General features: G+C 64.2%; 15 protein-coding genes. 7 read left to right on the top strand and 8 right to left on the bottom strand.

Translation table 11 applies throughout. The annotated features are described in order from the left end of the window. Positions 1–176: 176 nt before the first annotated feature. Together ACWCPQ_RS30640 and ACWCPQ_RS30635 are read right to left on the bottom strand one after the other, a co-directional pair. Positions 177–821 carry a dihydrofolate reductase family protein gene (locus ACWCPQ_RS30640; protein ID WP_449905356.1) on the bottom strand — a complete coding sequence of 215 codons (645 nt, stop codon included), beginning with the start codon at positions 819–821 and terminating at the stop codon, positions 177–179. A gap of 118 nt (positions 822–939) precedes the next feature. Further along, positions 940–1,665 carry an SDR family NAD(P)-dependent oxidoreductase gene (locus tag ACWCPQ_RS30635; protein WP_449905354.1) on the bottom strand — a complete coding sequence of 242 codons (726 nt, stop codon included), beginning with the start codon at positions 1,663–1,665 and terminating at the stop codon, positions 940–942. 18 nt (positions 1,666–1,683) lie between these two features. Between ACWCPQ_RS30635 and ACWCPQ_RS30630 the strand changes: the two genes are divergently transcribed. From ACWCPQ_RS30630 to ACWCPQ_RS30615, 4 genes are all read left to right on the top strand, one after another. Further along, complete coding sequence (locus ACWCPQ_RS30630; RefSeq protein WP_449905352.1) at positions 1,684–2,610, top strand: LysR family transcriptional regulator; 927 nt, start codon at positions 1,684–1,686, stop codon at positions 2,608–2,610. 572 nt (positions 2,611–3,182) lie between these two features. Continuing rightward, on the top strand, positions 3,183–3,998 hold the full coding sequence (locus tag ACWCPQ_RS30625; protein WP_449905350.1) for an alpha/beta fold hydrolase: 816 nt from the start codon (positions 3,183–3,185) through the stop codon (positions 3,996–3,998). Positions 3,999–4,001: 3 nt separating this feature from the next. Next, positions 4,002–5,525, top strand: coding sequence for an MFS transporter (locus ACWCPQ_RS30620; RefSeq protein ID WP_449905348.1), 1,524 nt, complete (start codon positions 4,002–4,004; stop codon positions 5,523–5,525). 47 nt (positions 5,526–5,572) lie between these two features. Next, positions 5,573–6,361, top strand: coding sequence for a CPBP family intramembrane glutamic endopeptidase (locus tag ACWCPQ_RS30615; protein WP_449905346.1), 789 nt, complete (start codon positions 5,573–5,575; stop codon positions 6,359–6,361). An 847-nt stretch (positions 6,362–7,208) separates the two neighbouring features. On the opposite strand, the gene ACWCPQ_RS30610 is transcribed toward ACWCPQ_RS30615, so the two are convergent. Next, on the bottom strand, positions 7,209–7,571 hold the full coding sequence (locus ACWCPQ_RS30610; RefSeq protein WP_449905344.1) for a nucleotide pyrophosphohydrolase: 363 nt from the start codon (positions 7,569–7,571) through the stop codon (positions 7,209–7,211). Positions 7,572–7,790: 219 nt separating this feature from the next. Between ACWCPQ_RS30610 and ACWCPQ_RS30605 the strand changes: the two genes are divergently transcribed. Then, entirely contained in the window at positions 7,791–9,659 is a 1,869-nt protein-coding gene (locus ACWCPQ_RS30605) for a DNA/RNA helicase domain-containing protein (protein WP_449905342.1), read from the top strand. 8 nt (positions 9,660–9,667) lie between these two features. Here the strand turns inward: ACWCPQ_RS30605 and ACWCPQ_RS30600 are convergent, their stop codons facing one another. The 5 genes from ACWCPQ_RS30600 to ACWCPQ_RS30580 form a co-directional block, all read right to left on the bottom strand. Continuing rightward, on the bottom strand, positions 9,668–10,936 hold the full coding sequence (locus ACWCPQ_RS30600) for a helix-turn-helix domain-containing protein (protein ID WP_449905340.1): 1,269 nt from the start codon (positions 10,934–10,936) through the stop codon (positions 9,668–9,670). Then, the gene (locus tag ACWCPQ_RS30595) at positions 10,929–11,756 is read right to left on the bottom strand and encodes a hypothetical protein (RefSeq protein WP_449905338.1); all 828 of its coding nucleotides are present in this window, start codon (positions 11,754–11,756) and stop codon (positions 10,929–10,931) included. Before ACWCPQ_RS30595 ends, ACWCPQ_RS30600 begins: the two co-directional genes overlap by 8 nt. Positions 11,757–12,098: 342 nt before the next feature. Beyond that, positions 12,099–13,325, bottom strand: coding sequence for a GTP pyrophosphokinase (locus tag ACWCPQ_RS30590; protein ID WP_449905336.1), 1,227 nt, complete (start codon positions 13,323–13,325; stop codon positions 12,099–12,101). A 311-nt stretch (positions 13,326–13,636) separates the two neighbouring features. Then, positions 13,637–14,731, bottom strand: a complete 1,095-nt coding sequence (gene ychF, locus ACWCPQ_RS30585) for a redox-regulated ATPase YchF (protein WP_449905334.1) — start codon at positions 14,729–14,731, stop codon at positions 13,637–13,639. A 12-nt stretch (positions 14,732–14,743) separates the two neighbouring features. Beyond that, complete coding sequence (locus ACWCPQ_RS30580) at positions 14,744–15,502, bottom strand: oxygenase MpaB family protein (protein ID WP_449905332.1); 759 nt, start codon at positions 15,500–15,502, stop codon at positions 14,744–14,746. Positions 15,503–15,753: 251 nt separating this feature from the next. Here ACWCPQ_RS30580 and ACWCPQ_RS30575 point away from each other — a divergent pair, with 251 nt between their 5' ends. Next, positions 15,754–16,596: a helix-turn-helix domain-containing protein gene (locus ACWCPQ_RS30575; RefSeq protein WP_449905330.1), complete on the top strand. Its 843-nt coding sequence runs from the start codon at positions 15,754–15,756 to the stop codon at positions 16,594–16,596. A gap of 4 nt (positions 16,597–16,600) precedes the next feature. Then, positions 16,601–17,029, top strand: coding sequence for a VOC family protein (locus ACWCPQ_RS30570; RefSeq protein WP_449905328.1), 429 nt, complete (start codon positions 16,601–16,603; stop codon positions 17,027–17,029). The last annotated feature ends 29 nt before the right edge of the window (positions 17,030–17,058 follow it).

The raw sequence follows: 17,058 nt of genomic DNA, 5'->3' as shown, positions 1-17,058 counted from the left end.
GCGATCGCCACCCGTTACGACAAGACCGCCACGTCCTACCGCGGGATGCTCGACCTGGCCACCCTGCTCATCTGGCTTTGAGGACACTCTCTAGGACCGCCCGGCCGACAATGTCGAGGAATTCCACGGCCGAGACCGGGGTGAGGTGTGGGCGGGGCCGGCCACCCCACGCACTCTCACTCGCCGCGGTTCCTGTTCCACAGCTGATGCGTCAGACCGCTGGATGTGCTGATGGACTCGACACTGAATCGCTCTTCCAGGCCGGTGAGGTGATCCCAGATCCGAACACCGGCTCCGAGCACGATCGGGATGATCGACACGTGCAGGAAATCGATGAGATCGGCCTGGAGGAACTCGCTTACGGTGGACGGGCCGCCGCCGATCCGGACGTCCAACCCGCCGGCCGCGTCTTGCGCCAAGCGAAGCGCCTCCTGCGGCGAGGCATCCACGAAGTGAAAACTGGTGCCGTTGCCGAACTCGAGCGTTTCGCGCGGGTAATGGGTGAGCACGAAGACCGGTGTGAGGAACGGCGGCGCATCTCCCCACCAGCCCTGCCAACCGTCGTCGGGCCATTCGCCCGCCTGCGGGCCGAACTTGCGGCGGCCCATGATCTCCGCCCCGATGCCCTGGCCCCACATGCTGAACATGGCGCGGTCCACGGTCACCGGTTCGTCGATTCCGTGAATGCCGTGGATGACGCGTCCGTCGAACTTGCCGAAGAGCGCCCCGGCTCCGCCTATCGGCGCTTCCAGCGTCACGTGATCACCGGCGGCGTACCCGTCCGAGGAGACGAAGAGGTTGTGGACTCGCGTGCGGGACATAACGGCTCCAATGCATGTGATTGCAAAATGAAATCACTCACACCCTAGCGAAGGTGATCTTTATCTGCAATCACTTCGGCGATCAATCCGGTCAGCACTCCGGCCACCGGTGCGGCCGTCACCAGGGCACCGCTCCGGCATCGTCGAAGAATCCGCCGGTCGGACCGTCGTCGCGCAGGGTCGCGAGGCGAATCGCGATGGCCGCCCCCTGGTGTGGTGTACGCACGCCGCGAAAACCGTTGAGATCGGTGGCGGTGAAACCGGGACAGCCGGAGTTGATCAAGATGTCGGTATCACCCAGTTCCTTCACATACTGGACGGTGAGGGCGTTGAGGAAGGTCTTCGAGGCCGCGTAGACGGCGGGAACCGGGCCCATATCGATGCCGGGCGTGGTTTGCAGGGCGAGCGAGCCGACGCTGCTGGACATGTTGACGATTCGCGGTGCGGCCGAGGCGCGCAGCATCGGCAGCATCGCGTTCGTGACCCGGACGACCCCGATCACATTGGTTTCCACGACGATTCGCACGGTCGCGGGATCCACCGTGGTGGGTCTCTGCGGCAGACCGCCGGTGATCGCGGCATTGTTGACCAGAACATCGAGCCCGCCGACGCGGTCGGCGATCAATTCGGCGGCCGCGGCCACACTTGCGTCGTCGGCTACGTCGAGCGGCACACCGAACGCATCGATCCCGGCCGCGCGCAGTTTCTCCACCGCGGTGTCGCGGCGTTGCCGATCACGCGCGCCCACACCGATTCGCCAGCCGAGCGCGCCCAGGCCGGCGGCGATCTCGAATCCGATTCCCTTGTTCGCGCCGGTCACCAGCGCAATCGTCTGTTCACTCATATTGCCGATCCTGCTGCGGTGCCGGGCGCGGCGTCCAAGACCGATCGAGTGGTCGGCGATACCGCACGGGTATCGGCCGTGGTCATCGCTGGATACCATCACCTGGTGGAGACGCGGGAGATGCGATACTTCGTCGCCGTCGCCGAGGAGTTGCACTTCGGGCGGGCGGCACAACGGCTCGCGATCGCCCAACCACCACTGTCGCGAGCCATCCAGCAGCTCGAACGGCGACTCGGAGTCGTGTTGTTGCACCGCACCGCTCGCGCTATCACGTTGACCGAAGCCGGTTCGGTACTGCTGCGCGAGGCCCGGACCGCGCTCGACGCGGTGGAAGCCGCGGAGCGGCGAACCCGCCGTGCCGCAGCCGACCAGCCCCGGGTGGTGCTGGCCACCAAGGCCGGGGCGTCCAGTGAACTGTTGTCGAAGCTGCTGCACGCCTACGCCGCCGAACCGGGCGCCGTGGCAGTCGAGGTGATGCTGTGCGGGCCGGGCCGGGCGGAAAATCTGCTGCGCAACGGGCATGCCGACGTCGCTCTGCTCCACCGGCCCTACGACACGACGGCCGGATTCGACACCGAGGACCTGCACACCGAACAGCAGGTCGTGGTCCTGCCCGCAGGTCATCCGCTCGCCGGCCGGACGCATCTGACGTCGGCCGAGATCGACACCCTGACGAAGCTGCCCCGGCCGCGCTGGCCCGGACGGGACGGCAGCTATCCGGACGGCCCCGGCCCGCGGGTGCGCGACCACACCCAACTGTTCCAACTGATCGCCCTCGGACTGGCCTGCGCGGTCGTCCCCGAATCGCTGCGAACCCAGCTACGCGACGATCATGCCGTCGTGCCCGTGCCGGACGCCCCGGCCGTCACGACCGTCATCGCCTGGCCACCACACAGCAGATCCAAAGCCGTCGCCGACCTCGTCCACACCGCGACCCGCCTCTGACCGACACCACTGATCGCCGACCGTACCGAGCACCGGCCGAGGAACACCGCACCGATCGCAGACTCGGACTCGACTGCGTCGGCCCGACTCCGGGACCATCGCAATACATCCACGATGCGATCCCGGCGAACTGCCGCCGTGGCGGCGTTACCTCGCCATCACGAAAGTAGGCCCGTCCAGGCCCGGTGTCCGCGCCGAAACACACGCCCGCGCCGCGGAGCACACTGACCGAACCGGCCGGTATGCGCGGCGTCGGCAATACGAACGATCGGCCCCGTCCGAATTCCGGACAGTGCCGGTCGAGTCTCCACAGCCCCAGCCCGGAGCACCCGCGGCCACCGGCGACACGGCGGCACCGTCGGGCGGAGGGCATCCGATACGGACTACACCGGATCCTCATCCGGCCCAGCCACAGCACCGGTGAGTCCCGATCGAACCACGCCCCAGCCGTATCAGCGGCCATGTCAGGGCGGTGTCAGGGCCGTGACAGCCGACCCGGCGAAAGTAAACCGCACAACAGCACAGGCCGGGAAGACACCAACCTCCCCCGGCGCATCACCGAAAGGAACACAATGTCGGGCAACTTCACTCCGCACTCGGCCGACTCGACCTGGACCGGCATGGTGCCCATCGAGGACACCGCGCTGGCCGTGAGCGACACCGGCGGCTCCGGCCGCCCGATCGTCTACCTCAACGGCTCCTATGCCGGCCAGCGGCACTGGCAGCGGGTGATCGACGACCTCGGTCCCGGCTACCGGCACATCACCTTCGACGAACGCGCCCGCGGAAAGTCGAAGCGATCCGAGGACTATTCCTTCGAGGCGTGCCTGCGCGATATCGACGCGGTCCTCACGGCGCGGGGAGTGGATCAGCCGCTGCTGGTGGGCTGGTCCTACGGCGCGCTGCTAGGGGTGCACTGGGCCGACCGCCACCCGGACCGGGCCCTCGGTGTGGTCGGGGTGGACGGCCCGTACCCGTCCGGCTGGACCGACGAGGCCGGCCGGGAACGGCTCCGCAAGACGTTTCGCCGCATGCGGTTGCTGCTGCCGCTGGTCGCCCCGATGGGCCTTGCCGCGCGGATGAGCGCCGACCAGCATGCCGAGATCCAGATCGAGTCCCATGCGCTGCACGCCGCCCTCGGTCCCATCCTCGACACCATGAGCCGCCCGGTCCGCTATGTGGCCGCCTCGGCCGACACGGTCTACGACAAGGGCGGTGAGCTGGAGCAGATGCGCCGCACCCTCGACCCGTATCTGGAGCGGAACCCGAACCTGAAGGTCAGCGCGAGAGTCGCCAGTGACCACGGCAAGATCCTGCGTAAGGATTCCCCCGCTGTCGCCGACGCGGTCCGTGAGATCGTCGCCCTCCTCGAGCAGCAGGAGAGCTGAGCTGTGACGAATCCCGCCGGCACGCAACGGCATCCCCGGCGCCGACTGATCCTGGCAGTGCTGTGCCTGTGCACGATGGTGCTGGTGATCGACAACGGGGTGCTGGCGGTAGCGATCCCGTCGCTCACCACCGATCTCGGCGCGACCGCCCAGGACATCCAGTGGATCACCGCGTCCTACATCCTGGTCTTCGCGGGACTGCTGCTGACGGCCGGCAGCCTGTCGGACCGATACGGTCGCCGCCGCATCATGATCATCGGCTTGGTGGTCTTCGGAACGGCCTCGGGCCTGACCGCTTTCGCGGCGACTCCGTGGCTGCTCATCGTGGGCCGAATCCTGATGGGCATCGGCGGTGCGCTGGTGATGCCCAGCACACTGTCGATCCTGATCACCGTCTTCGACGACGACGAGGAGCGACGCCGGGCCACCGCAACCTGGAGCTCGGCGCTCATGATCGGCCTGATCGGCGGCCCGATCCTGGGCGGCGCGCTGATCACCCGGTTCTGGTGGGGTTCGGTATTTTTGATCAACATCCCGATCACCGTTATCGCGATCTACGCCGCCGCCCGCTGGATGCCCGAGTCCCGCGCCCCCTGGCGGCGGTCCGACCCGCTCGGTGTGGTCCTGTCCACGATCGGCATGGCCGCCCTGGTCTGGGCGATCATCGAACTGCCGCGCTACGGCGCGACCGATCCCGTGGTCCTGGCCGCCCTCGCTGTGGGCCTGAGTGCTCTGGCCGGTTTCGTCGTCTGGGAACTGCGCACGCCGTTCCCGATGGTACCGATGGGCCTGTTCCGCGATCGCAACTTCACCGGAGGCAGCCTGGCCCTGCTGCTGGTGCGGATCGGCTCGGCGGGGCTGCTGCTGGCGATCCCGCAGTTCCTGCAGTTCGTGCTGGACTACTCGCCGACCGCGGCCGGCATGGCCATCGCCCCGATGGCCGTCGCCGCCATCGTCGGCAACAGCATCGGCGGCGCACTCGGCGCCGAGATGGGCAACCGCACCCTGGTGTCCGTCGGAATTGCCGTCGTCGCGGCGGGATTCGGACTCCTGGCCACAATCTCACCCGGCGACGGCTACCCCACCCTGGCGACCGCGCTGGTCGCCCTGGGCCTCGGGGCGGGACTGGCGCAGCCCGCCGCCGTCGCCGCCCTGATGGGCACGGTCCCCCACGAACACGCAGGGGTCGGCTCGGCACTCAACGACACCGTCCAACAGACCGGCGCCGCACTCGGAATCGCCATCCTGGGCAGTGTGCTGGCCGGAGCATTCACCGGTGCTATGCCCGCGACGGTGTCCGAACAAGCCCGCAGTTCCGTCGCGGACGCCCTCGCGGAGGCCGCCCGCACCGCCGACGAAGGGCTGGCGGAGTCCGCACGCACCGCGTTCACGCACGCCATGTCCCTCACCTCCTTCGCTGGACTCGGCGTCTCACTGGTAGGAGCCGCGCTGGCCCTACTGCTCATCCGTGGCCGCACCGCCGACTCGGTCGCGAGCCGCAGCGCCGATATGGAGGTCACCACATGAACACCGTCTCACCCGGCCACTCACCAACCAGTACAGGGAGTCCGGCCGTGCCCACCTCGGTAGGCACGCGATCGAACCGAACAGCCGAACGGCTGCTGAACGACAGCCACCCCCTGCCGCTTTCGGTCCTGTTGCACCTCGTCCCCGGCGCGCTGATCGTCGCCGCCTATCTGCTCATCGGCGAACCACTCGCGAATGCCGTCGGATATCCGGCTTTCCTGGGCTGGGCAATCGCCCTCTGCCTGATCCTGATACCGACCCTGGCGGGACTGCTGTGGCTCGGGCACGCCCGTAACGGCCGGGTCTCGCTGCGCGGCGTACTGCATTACACCGATAAACCACTCCCGCGCGGGAAACTCGTGGCCATGATCATCCCACTGATCGTGTGGATGACACTGCTGAGCTTCGCGCTGGCACCGGTGAACACCTTTTTCAAGACCTTCTTCACCTGGCTCCCGTACGCGGGTACCAGCGATAACGGCAACAACTCGTACCTCGACGGATATCCACACTCGATCATGCTCACCACGATGCTGATCTGCCTGCCGCTCACCGGAATCGCCCTCCCGCTCATCGAGGAGCTGTACTTCCGCGGCTTCCTGCTGCCCCGCATCACCCACCTCGGCCGATGGGCGCCGGTGGTCAACACGGTCCTGTTCTCGCTGTATCACTTCTGGTCGCCCTGGGCGTTCCTGTCGAGGGTGGTCTTCACCTTCCCGGGGTACTGGTCCGCGTGGCGGCACAAGGACATCCGGCTGTCCATCGGAATGCACGTCGGTGTGACCTCGATCCTGGCGATATTCGGCACCCTCGGCCTCGCACTGAGCATCCTCTGATCGGTGGTCGTAACAATGAATCCACGGCGCCCCGCCGACCGATCGAGTCGAGTGGGCCACGCAACCCACTTCTTCGCACGCGCTGCACGTCGAAGCGGTACTCGCCCCCGTGACATCCACTATCTGCACTTCGAACGACCTGATCACGGCTCGGCTCCCATCCCGAAGCCGAATAGCCTCAGCGCACGACCTGCCCCTGACCGAACCGGCAGGGATGGGCACAGCCGACAGCGACCGACTGTGCACTGCGCCCCAGTACATCCCTTCCGCCGCGTTCAAGGGGCGAGTGCGGGAGTTCCTCACCGGCGCAGGGCGGTTGCCACCAGTCGGCGGCTACCCGGTCGCCCCGGAGACGCTGGGCCGGCAATTCGGGCTGCCGGACCGATCGCGTGGCCGAGCGGCTGGTTTCGGCAACGTCAAAGGCGGTGCGTGACATCGTCACCGGCCTGATCATCCCGGCCCTGTCATCGGCCGCCGACGCCGCGCCTTCGTCGTCGCCCAGTGACAATCGCTCTCGTTCCGGCCGGTGCCATGCTCACCATCCTGCTCCGCCGCGGATCCACCGTCACCGCAATCGGTGTCCACGGCCTGACCGCCGCTCCGGTTTCCGCCACCGGCGTGCTGCTGCTCCGTGAGGAACGCCCGTGCGACCGATCCTCACCAGGGTGGGATCCGGCTCGTAACCTACTTCTTTCCAGACGCTGAACCGCGGGAACTCGACTTACACGTTGAAGCGGAACTCGACCCTGTCGTCAGGCCAGGAGCAACGTCTTCAGACAACGTCGACCTGGCCCGATGGAGAGGTTACCTAGCATCGAGACACTTTCGCATACCGTAGCGGACCAACCTAGCCGTCGTGGTCAAGTTCCGAGTACTTGACCGCACGGCCGTAGGCCTGCTGGATCGGATAGCGCTCGGCGTTCGTCAACAGCTTCGCCTCGACCGCGGCAGCGAGGTCGATTTGTAGCACATCCGCAAGTCGTAACAGGTAGATGAGGACATCGGCGACCTCCTCCTCGACTCGAACGCGACGAGACGCATCGCCCATGAGCGCTCGGCTCTGGTCGTCGGTCAACCACTGGAAGAGTTCGGCCAGCTCTCCGATCTCACCGGTCAGCGCCATGATGAGGTTCTTGGGGGTATGAAAAACACCCCATCCTCTTTCCGACACGAAGTCGGCAACCATCCGCTGCAGTCTCTCGATCGCCATTCGCTGGTTGTAGCAGGTGGCGATCGTCGTCCACCGCGGAGGCCACATACGGACGAATTCCGCGAGGAGCGACGGTGGGACACCGATCTGGACAGAGCGCTGCTCAGCTCTTGCCGAGCCCCGATCGCGGCGCGCTAGCATCTTGATGATCTCAGCGCACGGCGGAGCTCGGGTCATGGGTGTCGCCGGCTTGCAGAAGGTTTGGGAAGTGGGGGCATTGTGAAGCTCAGATCGTTCCGGTCGACCGCGCGCGAAGTGCTGGCTCTGTCTCGGAAGGGGGAGCTCGCCGCAACAATCACCGAGAAAGCAGGGAAGAAGGGCAGCCCGCCGGAACGCCGGTCTTGGGAGGCCAGCCTTCCGGCCCTCGCCAAACTCCTTGTCCGAGCGGGACTGAACGAGATCGACATGCTCATCGAGTGCTCGCTCCCGGGCTCGAGCCAGCGTATCGATGTACTGCTCGCCGGCGTTCATCCCACGACCGGAGCCGACAGCTATGTCGTGGTGGAGCTGAAACAGTGGACCCACGCCGAACTAGGGTGGAGCAGTGACCGGGTCGTATGGACGCTACACACACGCGGGGACCAGCTCCATCCCATCGAGCAGGTACGCGGCTACTGCAAATATCTTCGCCGTGACGTCGTTGTTCTGCACGATCGCCCTGCAGCCCTGCACGGGGTGGCGTATCTGCACAACGCCGAGAAGCGATTCGTCGAACCGCTGTTCCAGCTCGATCCCGATCAGCTCGGAAGCTTGTACACAGGCGACCAACACGACGAGTTTGTGGACTACCTCCGTGCGCGGCTCGCGACAACCCCGGACAGCTCTCCCGGCGACCGGCTGCTCGACAGCGAGATCCGCACCAGAACAACACTCCTCAACTCGAAGACCGCAGACCTGCGCATTGCCGATGAGCAGCTGGTCAACAACCAGCGCCTGGCCTTCGAGGCCGTAATGAACCGGATAGCGCACTCACGCAAGGGAAAGCAGAAGAGCATCGTGCTCGTCACCGGCGGGCCCGGCAGTGGCAAAAGTCTGATAGGCATGGCGCTGTTGCAGCGACTCCGGGCAGACGGCCGGCGGGTTCGGTATGCCACAGGATCGGAAGCCATCACGAGGACGATGCGACGAATCTACGGCAAACAAGAGCCTGAACTAAAGAAACTGATCACCTACTACAGGAACCTGACAACAGAGCAGGACGAGTGGTTGGACGTGGTCATCTGCGATGAAGCGCACCGGATCCGGCGAGTATCCACTGACCGCTACACCCGTAGTGCACTGAGGACCAAGCGGCCCCAGGTAGATGAACTCATTGAAGCCGCACGGGTGCCGGTTTTCCTGTTGGACGAGAACCAAGTTGTCCGCCCGGACGAGGTCGGGACTATCGACCACATCCGAGATCACGCTGCCCGAGCTGGACTGCCAGTCTTTCAAATCAATCTCGACGGTCAATTCCGCTGTGGCGGTAGTGCGGCATACGACGAGTGGGTGCTGAACCTGCTGGGTCTGCGGGCATTCGGTCCGATGCCGTGGAAGGATGAAGAAGACTTCACAGTCCGCGTGGCAGACTCGCCGCAGCAAATGGAGGACTTCCTACGTTCGAAGATCACCTCGTCGGTCACGGCGAGGATCACCGCCGGCTACTGCTGGGATTGGACCCCCGAGCCGGAGAACGACGGATCGCTCGCACATGACATCAAGATCGACGGCTGGTCCAAGCCATGGAACTACGCAAGTGAGAATGTCGGTGGGCCGAACGATCCGCCTCCAAGTTGGTTATGGGCGCACGACCCCCGCGGATTCGAGCAGGTCGGGTGCATCTACACGGCTCAGGGCTTCGAGTTCGATTGGGCAGGTGTAATACTCGGGCCCGAAATCGGAGTAGAAGACCAAAACCTCGTAGTCCGCCGGGGCGCCAACAAGGACAAGAAGCTCCGGAGCAAACAGCTCTTCGACGAGGACTTCGACATCCTCATCCGCAATACGTACAAGGTCCTCCTGACCCGCGGTATGAGGGGGGTCGTTCTCTACGCTGTCGACCCTGCCACCCAAGAGTTCATCTCCGGCCTGGTCGAGTCTTTGCCATGAGCCGAGGACTACGCATTTGATTCCGCTGGCTTGCGCTTCGTCGCACCCAGTTCAGGTGAAGGCGGGGTCACCAGACGGAGGACAGGGCGCTGCTGTTGCATCCCGAGCATCTGTCTCACCGTAGCCATGTCCCACGCGAGCTCCCGTGCCAGCTCGGCGACGCTCAATCCGTGCTCGCTGGCCATTGAAAACGCTTTGGCGAGCAGGGCTGGTTGTTCGCCCGGGAAGCCCGACAATGATTCGGGCAGGCCAAATCCAGGAGTATCTGCGAGTTCGCGCAAGCGGATATAGGCCCGACTGGCCGAGGAGTCCGAGAGCAGTCCAAGCTCCCGGCACCGATACACCAAGGAATGCACCGATACGCCCCATACCTCTCTCAATGCCGACAACTTCTGGAGGTCGGCCCGGCTGGGTAGCTCAGCTGCGATCGAGTCCCGAGGAGTGAGGAATTCTGCGGCAAAAACATCTGCCTCGCGCTCCTCGGCTGTGTTGCCGGGCGTGGAGTCACCATGCAAAACCAAGTGTCCCAGTTCGTGGGCGGCAGTAAAACGATGACGGTAGACGTCGTCAGTCCGGTTTGGCGTCAGCACGATCACCGGGCGCGGCAGCCGCGAGGTCGAGAAGGCGTCAACCGCCCGGAGATCCTCGTCGCGAGACGGGGTAACTACGACGATCCCACGGACTTCCAGTTGCCGCACCAGATGGGTTACGGGCCCCGTTCCCAAACCCCATGCAATGCGGAGGGCTCTAGCTGCCGCCACGGGCTCGCGCGGCAGCGCATTTCCCGATTCTACTTCCCCGCCTGCGAAGCCGGGCAACTCGACCGCGGGAAGCTGGACGCGTTTCTCTAGCGCATATACCAGTTCCCACACCTGCTCAGTCAATGCCACCGCTTTGGCCCGTTGGTACGAGCGGGTACTGCGCAAGCTGCGAAAATGCGCTGCAGACGGATCCAAGCGACTGTGGGGGCGACCGGCCAGGAAGAAGTCGAGCGGAACATCAAGCGCCTCAGCCAGGCGTCGAAGCGCCTCGGGGCGAGGTTTGCTGGCACCTATCTCGTACTGGCTGACGGCGGCGGGAGTCACCCCTAACTCCTCGGCCAGCCGCTTCTTCGTTCGGCCGGCCAGGTGACGTGCCTGGGTTAGACGCAACGGGTCAAACGCCTGATTCACAGTAGCCGGAGTCGGTCGGATAGCCGCACCACCGGGGCGGCTGTCCTTTCCGTCACGACCTGCTGAAGTGGGAGAAGGCAGATACTCGTTCTCCTCGTTATTCATCGTCTTTAGCAACTACCTCGGGAGTATTGGGCTCTACCTCGGACGAGGGGGTTTCGTCCACGCGAGGCTTCGGGGTGATGTCGAGGTCGGGCTCCGGCCCGTGGGCAAAGCCCGGCACATCGTGTGTTGTACCCGCAATGCGCAGGCCCGCGGTCGTGGCCCCATCGCTGATGTCCTCGTTGTCAATACTCAGGTCCAGCGACTCAGGAAACCACACCATGGTGCCATCGTCTTCGAGCGAGACCGGAGTGCCCCACCAGGCAGCCTGGACATCCTCACTGTCGGCGTTAGCGACGTAACCAATGTAGACCACATGCAGGTCCAGGGCTCTTGCCTCCGCAGCCACCTCACGCACTGTCGGCGAACGGTCTCCTTCTTCGGCAACGATCGGCTGATCATCGAGCAGGTCGAAAAGCGTACGTTCAGGGAGCACGCCACTCTCGCGGGCCATCCGGCGCGGGATCAAACTACCGAGCTTAGCTTGGCGGATCGGCTTGGTCATAGACGTGGCGTGGCGAAAAGGAATCAGCACACGACCATTCACCACAGCAAGCCGATAGGAAGCACCTTTGGGCTTGATAACCTCATAGCCAGGCAATTCTGCTAGCCCGAACTCATCCACGACCTGTTGATAACGGGCGTTCCACATGCTTCCGTAGGCGTAGTTGTCGGTAGCCCCCTCTGCACGAGCTGCAGCCTGCACAGCCCGGGCACTCCGCTGGCCGTTCTTCAAACCCCGGACGACACACCTAGCGACTTCCGGCGCGGCCGAGCCGAACTGCTCAACTGCCCATCCCGACGGCTCGCCGTTGCTGAACATAGCCCCTCCACCCCGCAAACTTTTGTTGCCCCGGTTAAACTACCACACCAGCTTAATATTTCGTCCCACTTTGCCCACCTGAGCCGAGGCCGGAGCCCGCATCCACATCCGAATCCTGCCTGCGGCCACCGGCATCCCACTGCACCACAGGCGGACACGCGTGTTCGAGGCGCTCCAGTCGACGCAGATACATGCAGTAGACAGCCCTATGAACACCAGCAACGGCAAACCCCTCGCCGGTGATGCCCACAGCCTGAGCAACTATCGGCTATTCGACACCAAGCATCGTTTGCCAGCTTTCGAACAGACGCCATCTCTCTGGATCCTTCGCGGGGCGCTCCCCTATGCCAGCTGCGAGATAGTCAATGACACTTTCCCCAACCGATCTAGTTGGGTCGCCAATACCTGGGGATCAGGATCAGATGAAGCGTGCACTATGCTGTTTCTCATATTCCTGAGATGTCGTATCTCAGCAGCCAGCTCTGGACTTATCTTTCCGCTAGAGTCAAGTGCTTTAATCGCATAAGTTGGGTTTCTTGATCCTGGCGCAATATCGAGGAGCAATTGCTCTAGCTTGGTCCATTCCCTGACGAACTTGCCCAAGAGGTGGAGCCGTTCGCTGCCATTCTGACTCCGAAGTAGCGCATCTGCCTTCCTGAGCGGTTCTATCCGATTTTCCGGATCCTCATTCAAAATTTTACTGATAACCTGCGCAGCCAGGGGACCCTCATCGAAACGCTCGTGAACTTTCGCCAGATAAGGCTTGAGATCGTTAGGTGTAGCAATCCCCAAGATCTTGACGAATCGGAACAAGATATCAACGGGACCGAGTTCTGTCTCGCTAACCTCTCCCTTCCCGAGGTCTCGCGCATGATCGAGTAGGAAGCTAGCGAGTTCATAATGTATTGCGAACTCTCTCGCCCCCTCCTCAATCCGCTTACGCTCGGCCTTCTGCAACTGCTCCAAGGCAATCTCTCCCGCATGCACTAGCCCATTAAGCTGGTCCAAGAGAGCAATTTCCTCGTCCGATAGATCGCCATTGAGGGGTTTGTACACAAGATCGTGTTCCACCTCCGACCATCCGTGCATCAGAACCGATGCGACCTGAATTTCGACGCGAGCCAGCGCCAGCCTAATATCATCTCCATCCAGATCATCAGGTCTTATATTTACGCGATAATGCAGCGCCGAATAACCTGAGAAACGGTTACCCCGCTGAATCTTTGACTCTTCCGGAAACTCCTTACGGTCGCCAATTTGATTGAAAAGTCTGGCAATGATCCTGTCTACCTCGTCTCTTTCGCCTGGAAAGTACAAGGCAACTCGAACACCTGCCAGGTCAGCTATATCGGCCCGCAGAACATCGACGGAGGAATAGTCACGCTTCTTGCTTCTCTGCAGGCATTTATCTCTCAGGCGGTCGATGCTTTTTGCTCGGCTTGTCACAATGCATCTGATACCAGCGGAATGCAGTGCGTTCTTAAGGCGCCCTTCGACTATCTTCGCCACCTCAGCATAGTAGTCAAATTCCCTCGCGTACTGGTTGATAAACTGGTCGATTACATCCATACCATTAATTCCGATTCAATGGAGCGACTGGGCGCGTGACAGGCCAGACCTGATAGACATGGGCATCACCCTGCATCGGTGCAGATTACACCTTTGACATCACCCATACACCGCCGACGAATGGCGGAAACTAGTTCACCACACGGTCTTCGGGCAGCCAAAGCCCCCGCCATGCTGTACACGGCCGCGCCGGGTGTACACATGCACGCGCCTTACGTCGACGGCATCCTCGACCGCGATGTCGATACAACACTGAGCCCCACCTGATGCCCCAATAAGGGCTCGGTACCAGCAGCGATAGCTGCGCTGCTCTACTTCTTCGCAGACGCTAATCCGCTGCGGAACTCGACCACGTCGCCGTCTGCCATGACGTAGTCCTTGCCCTCCATCCGGACCTTGCCCGCCGCTTTCGCCGCGGCCATCGATCCCGCTTCGACCAGGTCGTCGAATGCCACCACTTCGGCCTTGATGAACCCGCGTTCGAAGTCGGTGTGGATGACACCGGCAGCCTTGGGTGCGGTGTCGCCCTGGTGGATCGTCCACGCCCGGGACTCTTTCGGGCCGGCGGTGAGGTAGGTCTGTAGGCCGAGCGTGTGGAAGCCCGCCCGGGCAAGCGCGTGCAGGCCGGGTTCGGTCTGGCCGATGGATTCCAGCAGTTCCGTCGCCGATTCCTCATCGAGTTCGAGGAGTTCGGATTCGACCTTGGCGTCCAGGAACACCGAATCGGCCGGGGCCACGGAAGCTTTCAGTTCGGCAACCTTGGCTTCGTCGCTGAGCACCGATTCGTCGGCGTTGAAAACGTAGAGGAACGGCTTCGTGGTGAGCAGCGAGAGTTCCTTCAGGAGTTCCCCGTCGATCTCTTTCGCGGCATGGAACAGAGTCCGGCCGCCGTTGAGGATCTCCTGGGCCTGTTTGGCGGCATCGGCGTAGGGCTTGCGCTCCTTCTTGACCTTGGCTTCCTTCTCCAGGCGGACGACCGCCTTCTCGAGGGTCTGCAGGTCGGCGAGGATCAGTTCGGTTTCGATGACCTCGATATCGGAGGCCGGGTTCACCTGGCCGTCCACGTGCACCACGTCGTCGTCGGCGAAGACGCGGACCACCTGGCAGATGGCGTCGGCTTCGCGGATGTTGGCGAGGAACTTGTTGCCCAGACCGGCACCCTCGGAGGCGCCCTTCACGATGCCGGCGATATCCACGAAGGAGACCGTGGCGGGGACGGTGCGGGCGGATTCGAAGATCTCGGCGAGCTTGTCCAGCCGCGGGTCGGGCAGCGGAACCACGCCGACGTTGGGCTCGATGGTCGCGAACGGGTAGTTCGCGGCGAGCACGTCGTTGCGGGTCAGCGCGTTGAACAGCGTCGATTTTCCGACGTTGGGCAGGCCGACGATTCCGAGGGTGAGACTCACGAGGACAGCAGTCTACGCGGGTGGCCGGGTGGGCCGGCGGTCGGCCGTACTGTGCGTGCGGGCGGTTGCGCGCAGGCTCGCGGCGAAGACAGTGAACTTCAGGCGGTCGCCCGGCCGCTCGGCGATCTCGAACAGTTCGGTGGCGCGTTCGTGCTGGACGGCGCGCACAGCGAAACCGGGCACGAAACCGAGGGCCCACCACGGCGGGTTCAGCGATTGGCCGGCGAGACGGTCGGCGGCTTCGGTGCGGTGGAGTTCGGTGGCGAGGGTGCGGGTGAAGTATTCGCTGAACTCGGGCCAGCTGCCGGGCAGCTGCCGGGTGGAGATGCCGTAGCTGCGGTACCAGTCGCAGCATTCCTGGTAGAGACATTCGCGGGTGCCGGGGGTGAGGGGGCGGACGTAGGTGTCGACGGCGGTGACGAGGGTGTCGACATAGGTGGCGTGCTGGAAGTGGAAAAGCTCCGGGGTCAGGGCGTGGTAGCGGTGGCCCGCATGGTCGCGGCCCTTGACGTGTTCGTGGGCGTAGCGGATGACGCGGGCGGGGTCGGGGTGGTCACGACAGGCCAGCCCGATCATGCGGTCGACGGTGCGCTGTTTGTGCGCCCACAGGCCGGTGTGCACATGGTCGGTGAACGAGGCGGCGATGGCGGGATGCAGGATCTGGAGGGTGACCGCCCGGGGCAGGGTGAGCAGGAAGCGGCGGTCGGGGAGGTATCTGCGCAGGAGCGATACATGCGTCGGCCGGTGTGCGGCCTGCGTCGGATTGTTCATTCCGTGGTCCCCTCGACGAAGTCCCGGCACCGGAACTCGTGAGAGTAATAGAGCATTTTTCTCTCATCATGTCAATGTCGGCCTGCTCTGATGTCGGCCCGGTCTATGGAGGTTCTGTGGAAAGGCCGGGACGGTCGCCGACTTCCGGTGCCGCCACCGGCCTCACATTCCGAGGTCGGCGCACGGATTCCCCGATGCATTGCCGCCCCGCTCGGAGCCCCGGACGGACAGTCCGGCGTAGCGTGGCACGAATGGAGCCGACCTCACAGGTGGTGACGGCCCACCCGGCGCCCGCACTGGCCGCCTTCATCGACCGGTACATCGGCTATCGCATGACCGGGTACGAGGCAGGTCTGCATCGCGGGCTGCCCTCACGGCATATGACGTTCATCGTCGCCATCGGGCCCGTCATCGATGTGATCAGCCAGACCGACGCCCGCCAATCGCCGGACGACTACCGCTGCGTACTCAGCGGTCTCCAGGACAGCCCGGCGATGATCGCGCACAACGGCACCCAGGAAGGGGTGGCCATAAAGCTCACCCCGCTCGGCAGCCGGGCCCTGTTCGGGCTGCCCGCGGCGGAGTTGTGGAGTACCTCGATCGAGTTCGCCGACCTCATCGGCGCGCCGGGACGGCAACTGTGGGAGGAACTCCAGGAGCAGCCGGACTGGCCGCAACGATTCGCGGCGTGCGACCGGGTGCTCACCCGGTTGCTGGTACCCGAACGGTCGGTGGGACCGGAACTGAGCTGGGCGTGGCGGGCGGTGGCGGGATCACACGGGACGCTGGGCGTCGAACCGCTCGCCGAACGTATCGGATGGAGCCGCCAGTACCTCACCAAACGTTTCACCGCGGAATTCGGGCTGAGCCCGAAGGTCGCGGGGCGGGTGGCACGGTTCGAGCGGGCCAAGCAGATGCTGCTGCACACCCCCTCGTTCGTCTCGATCGCCCAGGTAGCCGCCGCCTGCGGCTACTACGACCAACCGCATCTCAACCGAGAGTTCGTCCGGCTGGCGGGATGCAGCCCCACCCAGTGGCTGGCCGAGGAGATTCCATCCGTCCAAGACCCGGAGATGGCCGGCGGGCCAGGCTGAAACCATGACCGCAACAGAGAACACCACCACGACCACCACCCCCGCGCCGGCCGTCTGGCCGTGCCTGGCCTTCACCGACGCTCGCGGCACCGCGGAATTCCTGGTCCGGGCATTCGGCTTCGAACTGACGGCGCTGTACGCCCGCGAAAGCGACCCGTCGATCGTCGAACACGCCGAAATGCGCTGGCCGGAAGGCGGCGGGATCATGTTCGGCACCGCGAACAAGGGGGGTGGGCTGCCGGAGCGGCGCACACCGGGCACCGAATCGATCTATGTCGTATGCGCCGACCCGGACGCGCTGTACGCGCGAGCCACCGCGGCCGGTGCGGAAACAATCGCCGGGCTGAAAGACGAGGACTACGGGTCGCGCGGGTTCACCGTGGCCGACCCGGAGGGCAACTACTGGAGCTTCGGCACCTATCAGGGGCAGTGAACCGCGTCGCTACGGAGAATCAGGGTCTG

The sequence above is a fragment of the Nocardia sp. NPDC001965 genome (assembly GCF_053594175.1).
This window is presented reverse-complemented; position numbering and strand designations above follow the sequence as displayed.

What these genes read in the sequence shown, in the direction of transcription:
- ACWCPQ_RS30640 (WP_449905356.1), bottom strand. Translation starts at nt 821, where the DNA reads ATGTCCCGCACGCGAGTCCACAACCTCTTCGTCTCCTCGGACGGGTAC.
- ACWCPQ_RS30635 (WP_449905354.1), bottom strand. Translation starts at nt 1,665, where the DNA reads ATGAGTGAACAGACGATTGCGCTGGTGACCGGCGCGAACAAGGGAATC.
- ACWCPQ_RS30625 (WP_449905350.1), top strand. Translation starts at nt 3,183, where the DNA reads ATGTCGGGCAACTTCACTCCGCACTCGGCCGACTCGACCTGGACCGGC.
- ACWCPQ_RS30610 (WP_449905344.1), bottom strand. Translation starts at nt 7,571, where the DNA reads ATGGCGATCGAGAGACTGCAGCGGATGGTTGCCGACTTCGTGTCGGAA.
- ACWCPQ_RS30600 (WP_449905340.1), bottom strand. Translation starts at nt 10,936, where the DNA reads ATGAATAACGAGGAGAACGAGTATCTGCCTTCTCCCACTTCAGCAGGT.
- ACWCPQ_RS30595 (WP_449905338.1), bottom strand. Translation starts at nt 11,756, where the DNA reads ATGTTCAGCAACGGCGAGCCGTCGGGATGGGCAGTTGAGCAGTTCGGC.
- ACWCPQ_RS30590 (WP_449905336.1), bottom strand. Translation starts at nt 13,325, where the DNA reads ATGGATGTAATCGACCAGTTTATCAACCAGTACGCGAGGGAATTTGAC.
- ACWCPQ_RS30580 (WP_449905332.1), bottom strand. Translation starts at nt 15,502, where the DNA reads ATGAACAATCCGACGCAGGCCGCACACCGGCCGACGCATGTATCGCTC.
- ACWCPQ_RS30575 (WP_449905330.1), top strand. Translation starts at nt 15,754, where the DNA reads ATGGAGCCGACCTCACAGGTGGTGACGGCCCACCCGGCGCCCGCACTG.
- ACWCPQ_RS30570 (WP_449905328.1), top strand. Translation starts at nt 16,601, where the DNA reads ATGACCGCAACAGAGAACACCACCACGACCACCACCCCCGCGCCGGCC.